Source organism: Edwardsiella sp. A.80236, assembly GCF_044540725.1.
GTDB lineage: Bacteria > Pseudomonadota > Gammaproteobacteria > Enterobacterales > Enterobacteriaceae > Edwardsiella > Edwardsiella tarda.
On sequence record NZ_JBIUCY010000015.1, the window covers coordinates 1 to 16,879 of the forward strand.

Here is a 16,879-nt window from a genome sequence, read left to right on the forward strand (position 1 = left end):
ATCTCAACCAGTTCCAGCAGCTCTTCGTCATCAACCATGTCGCACTTGTTCAGGAACACGATGATGTACGGAACGCCAACCTGGCGACCCAGCAGGATGTGCTCACGGGTCTGCGGCATCGGGCCGTCAGTCGCAGCAACAACCAGGATCGCGCCGTCCATCTGCGCAGCACCGGTGATCATGTTCTTAACGTAGTCGGCGTGCCCCGGGCAGTCTACGTGAGCGTAGTGACGGGTCGGGGTGTCGTATTCAACGTGAGAGGTGTTGATGGTGATACCACGAGCCTTTTCTTCCGGCGCGTTATCGATCTGGTCGAATGCGCGAGCGCTACCGCCGTAGGTCTTAGCCAGTACGGTGGTGATAGCAGCGGTCAGGGTAGTTTTACCGTGGTCAACGTGGCCGATAGTACCGACGTTAACGTGCGGTTTAGAACGTTCAAATTTTTCTTTAGACACGGTTATATTCCTTATCTTGCGCCCTCACCTAAGGAGAGGGCGCGGGATCAATATGTTTAAAGCAGAGGCTTATTTGCCACGTGCTTCAATAACGGCCTGAGCGACGTTAGTCGGTGCTTCAGCATACTTCAGGAACTCCATGGAGTATGAAGCACGGCCCTGGGTCTGAGAACGCAGGTCAGTAGCATAACCAAACATTTCAGACAACGGAACCTGCGCACGAACAGTCTTGCCAGTCGCAGTATCTTCCATACCTTCGATCATGCCGCGACGACGGTTCAAGTCACCGATAACGTCGCCCATGTAATCTTCCGGAGTCTCTACTTCAACCTTCATGATCGGCTCAAGCAGAACCGGCTTAGCGCGTTTGAAGGCTTCTTTAAACGCGATAGAGGCAGCCAGTTTGAACGCCAGTTCAGAGGAGTCAACGTCGTGGTAAGAACCGAAGTGCAGACGCACGCCCAGGTCAACTACCGGATAACCGGCCATCGGACCAGACTTCAGCTGCTCCTGGATACCTTTGTCAACCGCCGGGATATATTCACCCGGGATTACGCCGCCCTTGATGTCGTTGGTGAAGGTGTAACCTTCGCCACCCGGCTCCAGCGGGAACATGTCGATAACGACATGGCCGTACTGACCGCGACCACCAGACTGTTTGGCGTGCTTACCTTCCACATCCTTGACAGTCTCACGGATGGTTTCACGGTAGGCAACCTGCGGTTTGCCGACGTTAGCTTCAACGTTGAACTCGCGCTTCATACGGTCAACGATGATTTCCAGGTGCAATTCACCCATACCGGAGATGATGGTCTGGTTGGATTCTTCGTCAGTGCGTACGCGGAAAGACGGGTCTTCCTTAGCCAGACGGCCCAGTGCCAGGCCCATTTTCTCCTGGTCAGCCTTGGTTTTCGGCTCAACGGCGATGGAGATTACCGGCTCAGGGAATTCCATACGCTCCAGGATGATCGGCGCGTTCGGATCACACAGGGTATCACCGGTGGTGACATCCTTCAGACCGATTGCCGCGGCGATGTCGCCCGCGCGAACTTCTTTGATCTCTTCACGCTTGTTGGCGTGCATCTGAACGATACGGCCGAAACGCTCACGTGCAGACTTCACGGAGTTCAGTACGGTATCACCAGAGTTAACCACACCGGAGTATACGCGGAAGAAGGTCAGGTTACCCACGAACGGGTCGGTGGCGATTTTGAACGCCAGCGCCGCGAACGGCTCGTTGTCGTCAGAGTGACGCTCAGCCGGGGTATCTTTACCGTCGTCCAGGATACCTTTGATCGCCGGAACATCGGTCGGTGACGGCAGGTACTCGATGACAGCATCCAGCATTGCCTGTACGCCCTTGTTCTTGAACGCGGAGCCACAAGTAACCAGGATGATTTCGTTGTTCAGTACGCGCTGACGCAGAGCATGTTTGATCTCTTCTTCAGACAGCGTTTCACCGCCCAGGTACTTGTCCATCAGCTCTTCAGACGCTTCTGCTGCGGACTCAACCAGGAACTGGTGCCATTCGTTAGCCAGTTCAACCATGTCAGCCGGGATGTCTTCATAGGTGAAGGTCACGCCCTGATCGGCTTCGTTCCAGTTGATGGCTTTCATTTTAACCAGGTCAACAACACCGGTGAAGGCTTCTTCAGCACCGATTGCCAACTGCAACGGAACCGGGTTAGCACCCAGACGGGTTTTGATCTGGTTAACAACTTTCAGGAAGTTCGCACCCATGCGGTCCATTTTGTTAACGAACGCGATGCGCGGAACATGATACTTGTTGGCCTGACGCCATACGGTTTCAGACTGCGGCTGAACACCACCAACGGCGCAGTAAACCATGACCGCACCATCCAGTACACGCATGGAACGTTCTACTTCGATGGTGAAGTCAACGTGCCCCGGGGTATCGATGATGTTGATACGGTGCGGCTCAAACTGTTTGGCCATGCCAGACCAGAAAGCGGTGGTCGCAGCGGAGGTAATGGTGATACCACGCTCCTGCTCCTGCTCCATCCAGTCCATGGTGGCAGCACCATCATGAACTTCACCGATCTTATGGTTTACACCGGTGTAGAACAGGATACGTTCGGTAGTAGTGGTCTTACCGGCGTCGATGTGAGCGCTGATACCGATGTTACGGTAACGCGAAATGGGTGTTGTACGAGCCATTTGATTCCTCTATATCCTAGGGCGTTCAAGTTAAGTTACCCAAAGCGGGCGGCTTAAGCTTAAGCGCCCGCTTGGTGACTAACATACCGATGATATTACCAACGGTAGTGAGCGAACGCCTTGTTGGCTTCTGCCATACGGTGAACGTCTTCACGTTTCTTAACTGCAGTGCCTTTGTTTTCTGCAGCGTCAGAAAGTTCGTTCGCCAGACGCAGAGCCATGGATTTATCACCGCGTTTACGAGCAGCTTCTACGATCCAACGCATTGCCAGGGCATTACGACGGACCGGACGAACTTCAACCGGAACCTGGTAGGTGGAGCCACCAACGCGACGAGACTTAACTTCGACGGTCGGGCGCACGTTTTCGAGAGCGATCTCGAAAGCTTCCAGTTCAGTTTTGCCAGAGCGCTGAGCCAGGGTCTCCAGCGCGCTGTATACGATTGATTCTGCAGTAGATTTTTTACCATCTACCATCAGGATGTTAACAAATTTAGCCAGCAGTTCTGATCCGAACTTCGGATCCGGCAGAATTTTACGCTGACCAATTACGCGACGACGTGGCATGGAAATACTCCGTTGTGAATTCAGGATTGTCCAAAACTCTACGAGTTTATTTTGACATTAAAGTTAAAACGTTTGGCCTTACTTAACGGAGAACCATTAAGCCTTAGGACGCTTAACGCCGTACTTAGAACGCGCCTGCTTACGGTCTTTAACACCGGAGCAGTCAAGAGCACCGCGCACGGTGTGATAACGCACACCCGGCAGGTCTTTAACACGACCACCACGGATCAGGATCACGGAGTGCTCCTGCAGGTTGTGACCTTCACCACCGATGTAGGAAGTCACTTCAAAACCGTTGGTCAGACGAACACGGCATACTTTACGCAGTGCGGAGTTCGGTTTTTTCGGAGTGGTGGTATATACACGGGTACATACACCACGTTTCTGCGGGCAGGCTTCCAGCGCGGGAACGTTGCTTTTCTCAACTTTCTTAGCGCGTGGCTTGCGAACCAGCTGGTTGATAGTTGCCATCAAAAGCTCCTGGTTTTTGCTTTTCGTAAACACGTAATAAATCGCCCCATACTGCTCACTGGATAGACCAATGGCAAAATATGGGGACGCAGAATTTTATGGCTGAGGCGGGAGGGTGTCAAGAAATATACAAGATATTCGCTGCACGCGAGCAGGATAAGCTCGCTTACCACGCCATCTGACGAGGATGCGCGGCGCTCAGGGCGACGAACTGCGTATAGTCGATCAACACACTCTCCGGGGCGAGGTATGCCGCCAACCCACGCGCCTGAACGTCGGCCTGCAGCAGATGCAGCGTTACCGGCAAGGCGCGTAAGGTTGCCAACGCCGCCGTCCCATCAAGCGCACACAGTACACCATCCTGCAATAAGACCAGCGCATCCCCGGGACGGACCAAGGCGCTCAATGTCGCCAGATCGGCCCCGCCCTGCGGAGAGCGGCTCAGAGTATGTAACATAAGCGTAGTCTCCTGGATTAAAAGGTCAGGATCGTGTCACACGCATCGAGATGCGTGCGTAGATCATCCGCCGATAAGACCGCGGCAGGAACGACCCAAGGGATCGTGGCATCTAAGCCGCGCTGCGCCAACGACTCGGCACACAGATAGATTTGCTCGATATCATAGAGGCTCATCACGCCAAAGGTGGCGATATAATCACGCGCCAAGATCGCATCGGGACGTTGCTCAGGCAGCAATTGGAAGACCCCATCACCGATAAAAAACACCGCAATATCGTCGCTAAACGCGGAGGTGGCTAACAAGGCATCTAACCCTTCGCGGCCCGCACTCGTCGTATGGGGGGCATGGGTAAAAACAAAGGCTAACCTTCTCATCTTGTTACTCCGCCCTCCTAAAACTGCATGACGCGATCACAGGTCAACATCGCCTCGGCCAGCGCACCGAGGCCGCTCAAGGCGAAGCCAGGCTGCAGATTCCCCACCGCCGCCCCCTCACCCGCCGACACGCCACGACGCAACGCCGCCGCGACACAGACATTAAGCGTGACATCATGCTGCTGCGCCAATGCTTGCCAGGCACGCACCAAATCGAACTCATCACCAGCGGGCTGCGTCAGCTGATTGGCATTCAGCACCCCTTCACGATAAAAGAAGATGCTGTCCAACACATGCCCCGCTGCCAGCAGTGCACACGCGAACTGATAGGCACTACTAGCCGCCTGGGTGCCATAGGGTGCGCCATTCACTACCAGAGCATAACGCAACATCGCTTAGTTACCCTGCACGTCGCCGTTCTTAAACTGGCGGATATAGAGATAGACCGTATGTTTCGAAATATTCAGACGGTCCGCCACCTGATTGATGGCATCCTTAATATCGAAAATTCCCTTTTCATGTAGGTTAAACACGATCTGGCGATTTTTCGCATTGTTCGAGACCGTCCGATCGGCGTTAACCTCTTCGATGGTGTACTCCAATGTCTGCGCCACCAGTTCATCGACCGAGGAAGCGAAGTTCACCGCCGAAGAGACCTCCTGCGTTGCTTTCGGAATAAAGGTCTCCATTATCTGAGAGAAAGGCACATCCAGATTCATGTTGATGCACAGCAGGCCGATCACTCGCTGCTCACGATTGCGGATAGCAATAGTGACCGACTTCATCAGATCGCCACTCTTGGCGCGGGTGAAATACGCACGGGAGACACTGCTGTCTTCACCGGCCATATCGTGCAACATCCGCAATGCCAAATCGGTAATCGGAGAGCCGATTTTTCGCCCCGTATGCTCGCCATTAGCGATACGTACCGCCGAGCACTTTAGATCCTCCAGGGAATGCAGGACGATCTCACAATGCGGGCCGATCAGCATGGCCAAACCATCCACCACCGCCTCATACGATTTTAGGATCGCCTGATCCAGCGGGGTAAAGGGGCGTTCATCTAATAGATCCAGCTCACTGATATCAGCCGTAACAAGCGTATTTGACATTAACTACTCCCATCCACGAACCAGACTCGCCCATCCCTGACTGGCCCAGAAAAAATACAGTAATTCTTAAAAAATATTAGCAAACTCCATCTATTTAAATCCTTGATGACACCAAGGTAAATGTCTTTTTCACTCGTTCGGCTAGCCAACAGGCAAGAAAAAACCCCTGAGGGCAAAGCCATCAGGGGGTTGCATGTGTGAAAAAACGACTTATTTCGCGCTTTTTTCGTTACCGGTAGCGGCTTTCTCCGCTGCGCTCGGTGCAGCATCAGCCTTTGCTGCCGGCTTCACGTCCAGCAGTTCGACTTGGAACACCAGCGTAGAGTTAGCCGGGATCCCCGGGACACCGGTCTTGCCGTAAGCCAGATCCGGTGGGATAACCAGCTTGATCTTGCCGCCTTTCTTGATGTGCTTCAGGCCTTCAGTCCACCCCGGGATCACCCCATCCAGACGGAAGGAGAGCGGCTCGCCGCGCGTGTAGGAGTTATCGAACTCGGTACCATTGATCAGCGAACCCTTATAGTTCACCACCACGGTGTCGCTATCCGTCGGTGTCGGGCCTGAGCCTTCTTTCTCGACCAGATACATCAACCCGCTGGCCGTGGTCTTCACGCCCTTCTCTTTAGCAAAAGCGGTACGGAACTTCTGACCCGCTTCAGCATTTTCTTTTGCTTCCTGCTCCATCTTCGCCTGTGCAGCGCTCTTCACGCGGTTCTCGAACGACTGCAACGTCTGCTCGATCTCTTGATCGCTCAGCTTGCTCTTGCCTGCAAAAGCGTCTTGAACACCGGCAATCAACTGATCTTTATCCAGTTTAATCCCCAGCTTCTCCTGCTCCTTCAGAGAGTTATCCATATAACGCCCCAGAGAAGCCCCCAGTGCATAGGCCGCCTGCTGATCGTCATTTTTGAACTTGCTGCTGGCTGCGGCAGCCGGAGCGGCCGTATCAGCCTTGGCTGCGTCCGCTGCAAATGCCGAGGCATTCAGCGCCAGAGCCATCGTCGTGGCTAGCGCGGTAACTTTAAAAAAAGATTTCATCCATTTCTCCAAAATTAAGGCACTTGCCTTAAATCACGATGAGCACAGTTAGGGATATGTCCTGAGTTACTATAGTCGCCACGCTTACCAGAAAACAATCGCAAAGCGAGCAAACAATGTAAATTCAGACCAGGATTGCGTAAAAAAGTTTCCAGCGGAGGATCTTCGACGCTAACGGCTACGCAGCACAGGTCGATTCGCGCTACCATACCTCTCGGATAGCCGCGCCATCCGCTGTAATAAAGAAATATCGCCAATGCAATAATCTAAAAATAGAGGAATTTCTTATGGAATCATCGTCCCATGGCCTGAGTGAACTGGAGGCCCGTCTGGAACAGCTGGAAAGTCGGATTGCCTTCCAGGAGATCACCATTGAGGATCTCAACCAGACGGTGATCGATCTACAGCGTGAGATGGGAAAATATCGCGAGCAAATGCGTCTCCTGATCGACAAGTTTCGCACCGTACAACCCTCGCAAATGGCACACCCTTCCGAAGAGACGCCACCACCTCACTACTAAGTGCGGCGAGATGAGGCAATAAAAAAAGCGGTCATATGACCGCTTTTTTCACGCATTAACCACTCAGTGGCAACCGCAACCGCCGTGGCCTTTGCCTTTACCCTGACCACCGCAGCATTCGCCCTCGGCATGATCATGGTCGTGCTCATGGCCACCACAGCACTCGCCCTCACCGTGGCTATGACCGTGGCCGCCACAGCACTCGCCTTCACCGTGGCCATGACCGCCGCAGCAGCCTTCACCATGATCGTGCGCGCCATGCACATGACCGTGCTCCAGCTCTTCAGCGGTCGCTTCACGAATGGCGACGACTTCGACGTTGAAGTTCAGGTTCTGACCCGCCAGCATGTGGTTACCGTCAACCACGACATAGTCATCGCCCACTTCGGTGATTTCAACCGGTACCGGGCCCTGATCGGTTTCCGCCAGGAAACGCATGCCAACCTGCAGCTCATCGACACCCATAAAGACATCCTTCGGTACGCGCTGTACCAGGTTGTCATCGTACTGACCATAGGCATCGTTGGCCGGAACATGCACGTCGAAACGATCGCCGACATCGTGTCCTTCCAAGGCTTTCTCCAGACCGGCAATCAGAGAGCCATGGCCGTGCAGGTAGTCCAGCGGTGCAGACACCGGAGACTCATCAACCAACACCCCGTCTTCCGTACGCACCTGATAGGCCAGACTGACCACCAGGTCTTTAGCTACTTTCATGATATCTCCTAGCGTTTGAAACGTAATCCGTGCGGATTGTAGCGGAATTTCGCGCTACTGTACTGTTCGGGATGAAAAAAGCTGCGCTACCGCACCCGTTTCCTCCCCTAAGGCTTAAAACGCCCAATCAACTGTTCCGACGCCAGGGGATCCTCCGATGGCAAAGTGGGTGAAGTCAGCCGATGACCACAACGCACACACTGCACCTGCTCGCCCTGAGCATCGCGCCATAGCGCCAAGCTATCCATGGCATGACAGGCCGGACAACGCGCCCCGGCGATAAAACGTCGCTTCATTTCTCCTCCTTCCTCTCCTCATCCCAATCATTCATCTGGAGCTGCTCATGCTGCATCTCGCGCTGGAAGATCTCCTCCAACTCACGCCGCGCCTCACGAATACGCGAGATCTGCGCCACATCCCCCTGACGATGTGGCATCAGCTCACGCAGCATACGCATATCCAAACGGCGAAAATGTTGCTGAGCACGATAAGCTTGATGCGGATGCATTCCCGTCTCAACCAACGTCTTGCGCCCCAACTCCAAAGCGCTGGAGAAGGTCTCGCGCGTAAACTGGCTCACGCCCGCCTGTAACAACTCATGCGCCTCGACCCGCCCACGCGCGCGCGCCAAGATGCGCAGATGTGGAAAGTGCTGTTGACAGAGATGTACCACCGCCATGGTCTCTTCCGGTTCATTGCAGGTGATGACGATGGCCTCTGCCCGTTGCGCCCCGGCCGCCTGTAACAAGTCCAACTGCGTCGCATCGCCGTAATACACCTTATAGCCGTAGCGACGCATCATGCTGACCACGCTGACATCGCGCTCTAGCACGGTGACCCGCGTCTGATTCGCCATCAACAGCCGCCCGATCACCTGACCAAAGCGGCCAAAACCGACCAAGATCACCTGGGGTTCATCATCGGCCACATAGGGCGCCTCCGTACTCTCTTCCGGCGGATTCAAGCGCTGCGCCAACAGGCGGTCAAGCAACTGCATCAACGGTGGCGTGGTCATCATCGAGAGTGTCACCACCACCAGCAGCAAGGCGCTCTGCTCCGCACTCAGCACCCGCTGTGCCGCGGCGGCAGAAAACAACACGAAGGCGAACTCCCCCCCTTGACTCAACACCGCCGCAAACTGAAGACGAACGACGCTACGCACCCCCGACAACCAGGCAAGCAGATACAGCACCATGCTCTTTATCACCACCAGCGCCGCCACCGCCAACAGGATCGATTGCCAATAGGCGTACAATACGCCCAGATTGAGCGCCATCCCCACCGACATGAAGAACAACCCTAACAACAACCCCTTGAAGGGTTCGATGGCGATCTCCAGCTCATGCTGAAACTCACTCTCCGCAAGTAATACCCCGGCGATGAAGGTACCCAACGCCATAGAGAAACCCAAGGCATCCATCAATAGCGCCGAGCCCAACACCACCAGAAGGGCGGCGGCGGTAAAAATCTCCCTTACCCCGGTCGCCGCGATATAGTGAAACAGCGGACGCAGCAACAGGCGGCCACCGACCCAAATCCCCGCCAGCGCACCGATCTTCAGCGCGATATGACCCCAGTTGATCGCCTGATCTTCGCCTCCGGCCAGGATCGGCATCAATGCCAGCGCCGGTACCACCGCGATATCCTGGAACAACAGCACCGCGAATCCGAGACGTCCGCCCGGGTTACGGTTCATCCCCTTTTCTCGCATTATCTGGAGTGCCATCGCCGTCGACGACATGGCCAGACCGATTCCGCCGATGACCGCCGCCTGCCAGGCGAAACCGGTGGCTATCAGTAGCCCACCGAGCAGCAATGCGCTCAACAGTAACTGGGCGGTACCCGTACCGAAGATCAAGCGCCGCAAGCGCCAGAGCTTAGCGGGATTCAATTCCAGCCCGATGATGAATAATAGGAAGACCACCCCCATCTCAGAGAAGTGCAGGATCTCCTCCACATCGCGGATCAAGCCAATCCCCCACGGCCCGATGACGATACCGGCGATCAGAAAGCCGAGTACCGCACCGATGCCGAGACGACGCGCGATCGGTACCGCCAGCACGGCGGCAAACAGAAACAGCACCACCGCTGGCAGTAAAGAGGGATCAGACGGCATCGCGCCCTCCTATCGATAAGGGGGCCGCCAGCCAGTCGGCATATGCCTGTGCCTGGGCGTGCAACACCGCCATCTTCTGGCGACGGGCCCAATAGATGGTCAAGGGTGCCAACCAGTGCATATGGCAACGCAACGCCGTCAATTCGAATGGGCGCAACACTTCACGCATGGTGTAATGGTTGTAGCCTGCCACCTGGTAAGCTCCCTCGGGTTCGCCGGTTGTCACCACCGAGCGCCAATATTTATCACGTAGGGCGTATCCCCCTACCCCACTGGCAAAGCCGCGCGCTAAGACGCGATCCAGCCACTCCTTCAGCAAGGCGGGACAACTGTAATTATATAAGGGGTGCTGAAACACGATGACCTGATGCTCTCGCAACAGACTTTGCTCATGATAAATATCGATAAAGAAGTCTGGATACTGGGCGTATAGATCGTGGATGGTCACGTTTTCCAACGGCCGAGCGGCCTGTAACAACACCTGATTGGCAATGGAGGACGGTGACTCGGGGTGGGCATAAATCAGCAACACCTTCGGCGGCTGCGACATGGTTCATTCTCCTCACTACCTCAGAACGTCGTCATTGCCGGACTTTTCGGCTACCATGCGACCCAGAAAGACAGAATAGCGCCGCATATCGCCGTTACCTCGCCGCGTTATTTACGTCGCCACAACGCCAATTTAACACACACTCAATAGACGACGCTTTATGATTGTTTTCTCATCGCTACAAATTCGTCGCGGCACACGCGTGCTGCTGGATAACGCCTCGGCAACGATCAACCCCGGCCAGAAGGTAGGCCTGGTCGGGAAGAATGGCTGTGGGAAATCAACGCTACTGGCGCTGTTAAAGCAGGAGTTGAGCGCCGACGGTGGCAGCGCAAACCTCCCGGCAAACTGGGCGATGGCCTGGGTTAACCAGGAGACACCAGCCCTGGAGACGCCGGCACTGGAGTATGTCCTCGATGGCGATCGGGAGTTCCGCCAATTGGAGCGCCAGCTCGAAGAGGCCAACCTGCGCAACGACGGTAACGCCATCGCCCTGATCCACGGCAAGCTGGATGCGATCGCCGCCTGGACCATTCGTGCCCGCGCCTCCAGCCTGTTGCATGGACTCGGCTTCAGCCAGGAGCAACTGCTGCAACCGGTCAAATCCTTCTCCGGCGGCTGGCGCATGCGCCTTAACCTAGCGCAAGCCCTGTTGTGCCGCTCCGATCTGTTACTGCTGGATGAACCGACCAACCACCTGGATCTGGATGCGGTGATCTGGCTAGAGCGCTGGTTAAAAAGCTACCCCGGGACGCTGATCCTGATCTCTCATGACCGCGACTTCCTCGACCCGATCGTGGACAAGATCATCCATATTGAGCAACAACAATTGTTTGAGTATAGCGGCAACTACTCCTCTTTCGAGCTACAGCGTGCCAGCAAGCTGGCGCAGCAGCAGGCGATGTATCAGAGCCAACAGCAACGCATCGCCCATCTCCAGGGTTATATCGACCGCTTTAAGGCAAAGGCCAGCAAGGCCAAGCAGGCACAGAGCCGCGTGAAGATGCTCGAACGGATGGAGCGCATCGCGCCCGCCCATGTCGACAACCCCTTCCACTTCAGCTTCCGCCCGCCGGAAAGCCTACCGACGCCACTGCTGCGTATGGAGCAGGTCAGCGCGGGATACGGTGACCACACGGTACTCGCCTCGATCAAACTCAATCTGGTTCCCGGCTCACGCATTGGCTTGTTGGGGCGTAACGGGGCCGGTAAGTCGACGTTAATCAAACTGCTGGCCGGTGAATTGGCCCCTCAGCATGGTGAGGTTGGCCTGGCGAAGGGCGTACGCCTGGGCTACTTCGCCCAGCATCAGCTGGAATACCTGCGCGCCGATGAGTCGCCATTACAACATTTGGCCCGTCTGGCGCCACAGGAGAGCGAACAACAGTTACGAGACTACTTGGGCGGCTTTGGCTTCAACGGCGATAAGGTCGGGGAGGCGACACAGCGTTTCTCCGGTGGGGAGAAAGCGCGCCTGGTGCTGGCACTGATCGTCTGGCAGCGTCCCAACCTACTGCTGCTCGACGAGCCGACCAACCACCTGGATCTGGATATGCGTCAGGCGCTGACCGAAGCATTGATCGACTTCGAAGGCGCGCTGGTCGTGGTCTCGCACGATCGCCACCTGTTACGTTCGACCACCGACGACCTCTATCTGGTGCACGATGGTCAGGTCGAACCCTTCGCCGGTGACCTCGAAGATTACCAGCAGTGGTTGAGCGAGTGGCAACGGCAAGAGAACCAGAGCTCGACAACAGAGCAAGAAGGTGGGCTAGCGGTCAATAGTGCTCAGGCGCGTAAGGATCAGAAGCGGCGCGAGGCCGAGTTCCGTAGCCAAACACAGCCGCTACGCAAGCAGATCACCGCCCAAGAGAAGCGGATGGAGACGTTCGCCGCCCAACTGAGCGAACTGGAGGAGCGTCTGTCCGACAGCGCGCTGTACGACCCTGCCCGGAAGGGGGAGTTAAACGAGATCCTACAGCGACAAAGTCAGGCCAAGGCCGGCTTGGAGGAGGCCGAACTCTGTTGGCTCGACGCGCAGGAGCAACTGGAAGAGATGACCCGCGCATTTAACGATGCCCCGTAACCCCAAGGGCGGCCTCAGGCCGCCGCGGGTACCACGCTAGCCAGCGCCCGCCCCAGGCGGGCCATGCCCTCATCGATCTCCGCTTCGGGGATTAATAACGAGGGAGTAAAACGGAGTGTATCTGGCCCGGCATTCAGCAACATCACCCCCTGTTGTGTCGCCGCGTTCAGGATATCCCTGGCGCGCCCCTGGTAGGCGGGCGCCAACGCGGCCCCCAGCAGTAATCCTTGGCCACGGATCTCACCAAACACGCCATAGCGTTGATTCAACGCCTGGAGATGACGTTCAAATAGCTGTCGGCGCTGCGCGACCCCGGCCAGCACCGCAGGCTGACTAATGATGTCGAAGGCCGCCTCGGCCACCGCGCACGCTAGCGGATTACCACCGTAGGTGGTGCCATGGCTGCCGACCGTCATCGCCGAGGCGATCGCCTCGCGGGTCAACATAGCGCTGATGGGGAAGCCGCCCCCCAACGCCTTCGCACTGGTCAGGATATCCGGCGTCACGCCGTAGTGCATATAGCTGAAAAGGGCGCCACTGCGTCCCATACCGCTCTGTACCTCGTCGAAGATCAGCAATGCCTGATGACGGTCACACAACGCACGCAGACCATGCAAGAATGCCGCTGTCGCGGGCAATACACCGCCCTCCCCCTGGATCGGCTCGACGATCACCGCACAGGTCTGCTCACCGATCAACGCCTCAACCGCGGCCAGATCGTTGAAGGGGACGTGGACGATATCCGCTGGCTTCGGGCCAAAACCCTCGGAATATTTGGCCTGCCCACCCACCGAGACGGTAAATAGCGTACGCCCATGGAAGCTCTGATTGAAGGCGATGATCTGGCTCTTATAGGGACTGATGCGCGTCGCCGCGTGATGACGAGCCAGCTTCAGCGCCGCCTCATTGGCCTCTGCGCCGGAATTCGCGAAGAATACTCGCTCGGCAAAGGTCGCCGCGATCAGCTTCTGCGCCAGACGCAACGCAGGTTCGTTAGTGAATACATTGCTGGTATGCCATAAACGGCTGCCCTGCTCCTGGAGTGCGGCCATCAACGCCGGATGACAATGCCCCAAGGCCGTCACCGCGATCCCGCCAGCAAAGTCGATGTAATCGCGCCCCTGCTGATCCCAGACTCGGCTTCCCTCTCCACGCACCGGAATAAAGTCTGCCGGTGCATAAACCGGTAACATCGTCCGCTCAAAATCCGCCCTAACCACTCCGCTCTGCTGCGCCATTCTCCCGTCCCCCACCAATCCCATCCCAACAATTTGATTTTATATGCAAGATATACGCATAATAAATCATGCGGTGTCAATCAAATTCTCGGCGTATCACGCCGAACGGTATGCTGGGCTGAATTTCCCCTGCGTATGCTTTATCATCTCCCTTTCTCGTTAATCCCGTGCCACGCCATGCTACTGTTGATCGACAACTACGACTCGTTTACCTACAACCTGTATCAATACTTTTGCCAGCTCGATGCCGAGGTCTTGGTCAAACGTAACGATGAATTAACGCTGGCGCAGATTGACGCCTTGGCGCCATCGCATGTGGTGATCTCGCCCGGACCGGGTACCCCCGATGAGGCGGGGATCTCCTTGGCCGCCATTGGTCATCTCGCGGGACGGGTACCGGTATTGGGCGTCTGCCTGGGGCACCAGGCGCTGGGGCAGGTATTCGGGGCACGGGTGATACGCGCACGTCAGGTGATGCATGGTAAGACCAGCGTCATCCGCCATGACAATCAAGGCGTCTTCCAGGGCTTAAATAACCCGCTGACGGTAACGCGCTATCATTCGCTGATCATAGACTGGGAGAGCCTTCCCCCCTGCTTGGCGGTAACGGCCTGGAGCGAGCGCGATGGGCGGCGGGATGAGATCATGGGAATCCGCCATACCTCGCTGGCCCTGGAGGGCGTGCAATTCCATCCAGAAAGCATCCTCAGCGAGCAGGGGCACGCTTTGCTACAAAACTTCCTACGCCAGTAACGCCACGGGCGCCATTAGGCGCCCGTGCATCATGTGACTCACGACAGGTGTCGTGCATGGCTCACTTTATCACCGCCGCCGAGGTGATAACGATCGGTTTCACCGGAACATTCTGGTAAGGGCCGACGTTTTCGGTACGGACTTGGGAAATCTTGTCGACGATATCCATCCCTTTGATCACTTTACCGAATACGGCATAACCAAAGTCGCGCTGGCCGTGATCGAGGAAGGCATTATCGGCCACATTGATAAAGAACTGGCTGGTCGCGCTGTCCTTCTCGGCAGTGCGCGCCATCGCGATGGTACCGCGCAAGTTACGCAAGCCGTTATCTGCTTCATTCTTGATCGGTGCCTGAGTCGGCTTCTGCTGCATCGCCGCAGTAAATCCGCCCCCCTGGATCATAAAGCCAGGGATCACTCGGTGAAAGAGAGTACCGTTATAGAAACCGCTGTTGACGTAACCGAGGAAGTTGTCGACCGTCACCGGCGCCTTCTGATTATACAGCTCCAATTCGATGTTACCGGCGCTGGTTGTCAGCATGACGCGTGTATTCGCTGCCAGTGCGGCCGGGGCCATCACGGCCAGCGAGAATAGGGTAACCAGGGTAATGACGATTCTTTTGAACATGAAAACTTCCTTTATCTGACCGGCTTTGTCAAAAGCATAAAAACAACAGGATAGCGTAATGATTCTAAATAGCCCATGGGGCGATAGCCACCCATTTACTCACATTTACCTGGCGACTATCCTGGGCGACGCTACGCCGTCGCCCACCTCACCCTACCCGAATTCTCACCTAGGGCAAGTTGTACCTGTCTGAAATTCCGCCCATGCAGCACACACGCCGTGCTCTTTACCCTCGACACCCAATTACATCTCAATTTTTTAAGTAACAAACTTTTTCTTTGCATTGAAAAATCGATTCATATCACAAAAAACAGCTGTGGCTATGTTAGGATTCGCCCGCTTCGTGAAATCGACCCTTCTTGTCCGATCAACACACGAATAATTCACATTTCTCTTTTTATACTGAGATAGGCCTTGCTATGACCGACAGTAACCGCATTCGCCTAACATGGATCAGTTTCTTCTCCTATGCGCTTACCGGCGCATTGGTGATTGTCACCGGGATGGTGATGGGAAATATCGCAGAGTATTTCAATCTGCCGATCTCCAGCATGAGTAATACTTTTACATTCCTCAATACCGGGATTTTGGTTTCTATTTTCCTTAACGCTTGGCTGATGGAGATCATCCCCCTCAAGCGTCAATTGATCTTCGGCTTCATTCTGATGATCCTCGCCATCACAGGTCTGATGGTTGGCCATAACCTGGCAGTCTTCTCCGCCTGCATGTTTGTGCTCGGGGTCGTCAGCGGGATCACCATGTCCATCGGGACCTTCCTGATCACCCATATTTACACGGGTCGTCAGCGTGGTTCTCGTCTACTGTTTACCGACTCCTTCTTTAGTATGGCCGGGATGGTCTTCCCAATCATTGCCGCCACTCTCTTGGCGCAACACGTCGCCTGGTATTGGGTCTATGCCTGCATCGGTGTACTGTATCTGGCCATCTTTATCCTGACGCTATGCTCCGACTTCCCGCAGCTGGGCAAGCAGGCGGCCAATGCCGAGACGCCGGTCAGTAAAGAGAAGTGGGGAATTGGCGTTCTGTTCCTCTCCATCGCCGCCCTGTGCTACATCCTCGGCCAGCTTGGTTTCATTCAGTGGGTACCCGAATATGCCGCTAAACATTTCGGCATGAGCATCGAAGAGACCGGTGGCCTGGTCAGTAACTTCTGGACCGCCTATATGGTCGGCATGTGGTTCTTCAGCGTCGTGCTGCGTTTCTTCGATTTGCAACGCATCGTCACGGTACTGGCAGCACTCTCGACCTTCATGATGTACATGTTCGTCAGCAGCCAACAAGGCGCCCTATTGAGCATGTATATCCTGGGATTAGGCTTCGTCAGCAGCGCCATCTACACCACGCTGATCACCCTCGGCTCACAGCAGACTAAGGTCTCCTCTCCGAAGCTGGTGAACTTTATCCTGACTTGCGGCACCATCGGCACCATGCTGACCTTCGTGGTCACCGGCCCGATCGTTGCCCACAGCGGGGCACATGCCGCGCTGGCCACCGCGAATGGCCTCTACTTCGTGGTCTTTGTCATGTGTGTCCTGCTGGGTTTCGTCACCAAGCATCGCCAACACGGCCACGCGACCAAGTAACGCGATCCCTTT

The 16,879-nt window shown here is 55.7% G+C and carries 19 protein-coding genes; 4 read left to right on the plus strand and 15 right to left on the minus strand.

Features of this window, described 5'->3' with window-relative positions:
* From ACEQFP_RS12815 to fkpA, 9 genes are all read right to left on the minus strand, one after another.
* Positions 1-455, minus strand: a 455-nt coding sequence (locus ACEQFP_RS12815; RefSeq protein ID WP_396464347.1) for a GTP-binding protein, incomplete at its 3' end; no start/stop codon positions are given.
* A 69-nt stretch (positions 456-524) separates the two neighbouring features.
* The gene (gene fusA, locus ACEQFP_RS12820) at positions 525-2,633 is read right to left on the minus strand and encodes an elongation factor G (RefSeq protein ID WP_005290408.1); all 2,109 of its coding nucleotides are present in this window, start codon (positions 2,631-2,633) and stop codon (positions 525-527) included.
* A 95-nt stretch (positions 2,634-2,728) separates the two neighbouring features.
* A complete protein-coding gene (gene rpsG, locus ACEQFP_RS12825; RefSeq protein WP_005290410.1) occupies positions 2,729-3,199 on the minus strand; it encodes a 30S ribosomal protein S7 in 471 nt (156 codons plus the stop codon).
* 96 nt (positions 3,200-3,295) lie between these two features.
* Positions 3,296-3,670: a 30S ribosomal protein S12 gene (gene rpsL / locus ACEQFP_RS12830; RefSeq protein WP_005297501.1), complete on the minus strand. Its 375-nt coding sequence runs from the start codon at positions 3,668-3,670 to the stop codon at positions 3,296-3,298.
* Between the two features lie 166 nt (positions 3,671-3,836).
* A complete protein-coding gene (gene tusB / locus ACEQFP_RS12835) occupies positions 3,837-4,127 on the minus strand; it encodes a sulfurtransferase complex subunit TusB (RefSeq protein ID WP_005290414.1) in 291 nt (96 codons plus the stop codon).
* A gap of 17 nt (positions 4,128-4,144) precedes the next feature.
* Complete coding sequence (gene tusC / locus ACEQFP_RS12840) at positions 4,145-4,504, minus strand: sulfurtransferase complex subunit TusC (protein ID WP_109611048.1); 360 nt, start codon at positions 4,502-4,504, stop codon at positions 4,145-4,147.
* 17 nt (positions 4,505-4,521) lie between these two features.
* Entirely contained in the window at positions 4,522-4,896 is a 375-nt protein-coding gene (tusD, locus tag ACEQFP_RS12845; RefSeq protein WP_005290418.1) for a sulfurtransferase complex subunit TusD, read from the minus strand.
* Between the two features lie 3 nt (positions 4,897-4,899).
* Positions 4,900-5,616 (minus strand): transcriptional regulator, encoded by a 717-nt coding sequence (locus ACEQFP_RS12850; RefSeq protein WP_005290420.1) that lies wholly within the window; start codon positions 5,614-5,616, stop codon positions 4,900-4,902.
* Between the two features lie 210 nt (positions 5,617-5,826).
* Complete coding sequence (gene fkpA / locus ACEQFP_RS12855) at positions 5,827-6,654, minus strand: FKBP-type peptidyl-prolyl cis-trans isomerase (RefSeq protein WP_005290422.1); 828 nt, start codon at positions 6,652-6,654, stop codon at positions 5,827-5,829.
* A gap of 287 nt (positions 6,655-6,941) precedes the next feature.
* Here fkpA and ACEQFP_RS12860 point away from each other — a divergent pair, with 287 nt between their 5' ends.
* Positions 6,942-7,175, plus strand: coding sequence for a SlyX family protein (locus ACEQFP_RS12860; protein WP_005290423.1), 234 nt, complete (start codon positions 6,942-6,944; stop codon positions 7,173-7,175).
* Between the two features lie 63 nt (positions 7,176-7,238).
* Here the strand turns inward: ACEQFP_RS12860 and slyD are convergent, their stop codons facing one another.
* The 4 genes from slyD to kefG all read right to left on the minus strand — a co-directional run bounded on the left by slyD (position 7,239) and on the right by kefG (position 10,558).
* Positions 7,239-7,892, minus strand: a complete 654-nt coding sequence (gene slyD, locus ACEQFP_RS12865; protein WP_005290425.1) for a peptidylprolyl isomerase — start codon at positions 7,890-7,892, stop codon at positions 7,239-7,241.
* A 107-nt stretch (positions 7,893-7,999) separates the two neighbouring features.
* Positions 8,000-8,188: a YheV family putative zinc ribbon protein gene (locus ACEQFP_RS12870; RefSeq protein WP_116605601.1), complete on the minus strand. Its 189-nt coding sequence runs from the start codon at positions 8,186-8,188 to the stop codon at positions 8,000-8,002.
* Positions 8,185-10,008 carry a glutathione-regulated potassium-efflux system protein KefB gene (gene kefB, locus ACEQFP_RS12875; RefSeq protein WP_370547158.1) on the minus strand — a complete coding sequence of 608 codons (1,824 nt, stop codon included), beginning with the start codon at positions 10,006-10,008 and terminating at the stop codon, positions 8,185-8,187. Before kefB ends, ACEQFP_RS12870 begins: the two co-directional genes overlap by 4 nt.
* Positions 9,998-10,558, minus strand: a complete 561-nt coding sequence (gene kefG, locus ACEQFP_RS12880; RefSeq protein ID WP_005290431.1) for a glutathione-regulated potassium-efflux system ancillary protein KefG — start codon at positions 10,556-10,558, stop codon at positions 9,998-10,000. The genes kefB and kefG overlap by 11 nt, the downstream gene beginning before the upstream one ends.
* Positions 10,559-10,718: 160 nt before the next feature.
* Between kefG and ACEQFP_RS12885 the strand changes: the two genes are divergently transcribed.
* Positions 10,719-12,644, plus strand: a complete 1,926-nt coding sequence (locus tag ACEQFP_RS12885; RefSeq protein ID WP_035600009.1) for an ABC transporter ATP-binding protein — start codon at positions 10,719-10,721, stop codon at positions 12,642-12,644.
* 14 nt (positions 12,645-12,658) lie between these two features.
* On the opposite strand, the gene ACEQFP_RS12890 is transcribed toward ACEQFP_RS12885, so the two are convergent.
* The gene (locus tag ACEQFP_RS12890) at positions 12,659-13,882 is read right to left on the minus strand and encodes an aspartate aminotransferase family protein (RefSeq protein WP_005297491.1); all 1,224 of its coding nucleotides are present in this window, start codon (positions 13,880-13,882) and stop codon (positions 12,659-12,661) included.
* A 177-nt stretch (positions 13,883-14,059) separates the two neighbouring features.
* Between ACEQFP_RS12890 and ACEQFP_RS12895 the strand changes: the two genes are divergently transcribed.
* Positions 14,060-14,635: an aminodeoxychorismate synthase component II gene (locus ACEQFP_RS12895; protein ID WP_005297489.1), complete on the plus strand. Its 576-nt coding sequence runs from the start codon at positions 14,060-14,062 to the stop codon at positions 14,633-14,635.
* Positions 14,636-14,696: 61 nt separating this feature from the next.
* Here the strand turns inward: ACEQFP_RS12895 and ppiA are convergent, their stop codons facing one another.
* Complete coding sequence (gene ppiA / locus ACEQFP_RS12900) at positions 14,697-15,263, minus strand: peptidylprolyl isomerase A (RefSeq protein WP_005290440.1); 567 nt, start codon at positions 15,261-15,263, stop codon at positions 14,697-14,699.
* Between the two features lie 419 nt (positions 15,264-15,682).
* Between ppiA and tsgA the strand changes: the two genes are divergently transcribed.
* Positions 15,683-16,867 carry an MFS transporter TsgA gene (gene tsgA, locus ACEQFP_RS12905; protein WP_370547157.1) on the plus strand — a complete coding sequence of 395 codons (1,185 nt, stop codon included), beginning with the start codon at positions 15,683-15,685 and terminating at the stop codon, positions 16,865-16,867.
* The last annotated feature ends 12 nt before the right edge of the window (positions 16,868-16,879 follow it).

Coding starts and splice junctions, on each gene's coding strand:
- fusA (WP_005290408.1), bottom strand. CDS start 2,633: ATGGCTCGTACAACACCCATTTCGCGTTACCGTAACATCGGTATCAGC.
- rpsG (WP_005290410.1), bottom strand. CDS start 3,199: ATGCCACGTCGTCGCGTAATTGGTCAGCGTAAAATTCTGCCGGATCCG.
- rpsL (WP_005297501.1), bottom strand. CDS start 3,670: ATGGCAACTATCAACCAGCTGGTTCGCAAGCCACGCGCTAAGAAAGTT.
- tusB (WP_005290414.1), bottom strand. CDS start 4,127: ATGTTACATACTCTGAGCCGCTCTCCGCAGGGCGGGGCCGATCTGGCG.
- tusC (WP_109611048.1), bottom strand. CDS start 4,504: ATGAGAAGGTTAGCCTTTGTTTTTACCCATGCCCCCCATACGACGAGT.
- tusD (WP_005290418.1), bottom strand. CDS start 4,896: ATGTTGCGTTATGCTCTGGTAGTGAATGGCGCACCCTATGGCACCCAG.
- ACEQFP_RS12850 (WP_005290420.1), bottom strand. CDS start 5,616: ATGTCAAATACGCTTGTTACGGCTGATATCAGTGAGCTGGATCTATTA.
- fkpA (WP_005290422.1), bottom strand. CDS start 6,654: ATGAAATCTTTTTTTAAAGTTACCGCGCTAGCCACGACGATGGCTCTG.
- ACEQFP_RS12860 (WP_005290423.1), top strand. CDS start 6,942: ATGGAATCATCGTCCCATGGCCTGAGTGAACTGGAGGCCCGTCTGGAA.
- slyD (WP_005290425.1), bottom strand. CDS start 7,892: ATGAAAGTAGCTAAAGACCTGGTGGTCAGTCTGGCCTATCAGGTGCGT.
- ACEQFP_RS12870 (WP_116605601.1), bottom strand. CDS start 8,188: ATGAAGCGACGTTTTATCGCCGGGGCGCGTTGTCCGGCCTGTCATGCC.
- kefB (WP_370547158.1), bottom strand. CDS start 10,008: ATGCCGTCTGATCCCTCTTTACTGCCAGCGGTGGTGCTGTTTCTGTTT.
- kefG (WP_005290431.1), bottom strand. CDS start 10,558: ATGTCGCAGCCGCCGAAGGTGTTGCTGATTTATGCCCACCCCGAGTCA.
- ACEQFP_RS12885 (WP_035600009.1), top strand. CDS start 10,719: ATGATTGTTTTCTCATCGCTACAAATTCGTCGCGGCACACGCGTGCTG.
- ACEQFP_RS12890 (WP_005297491.1), bottom strand. CDS start 13,882: ATGGCGCAGCAGAGCGGAGTGGTTAGGGCGGATTTTGAGCGGACGATG.
- ACEQFP_RS12895 (WP_005297489.1), top strand. CDS start 14,060: ATGCTACTGTTGATCGACAACTACGACTCGTTTACCTACAACCTGTAT.
- ppiA (WP_005290440.1), bottom strand. CDS start 15,263: ATGTTCAAAAGAATCGTCATTACCCTGGTTACCCTATTCTCGCTGGCC.
- tsgA (WP_370547157.1), top strand. CDS start 15,683: ATGACCGACAGTAACCGCATTCGCCTAACATGGATCAGTTTCTTCTCC.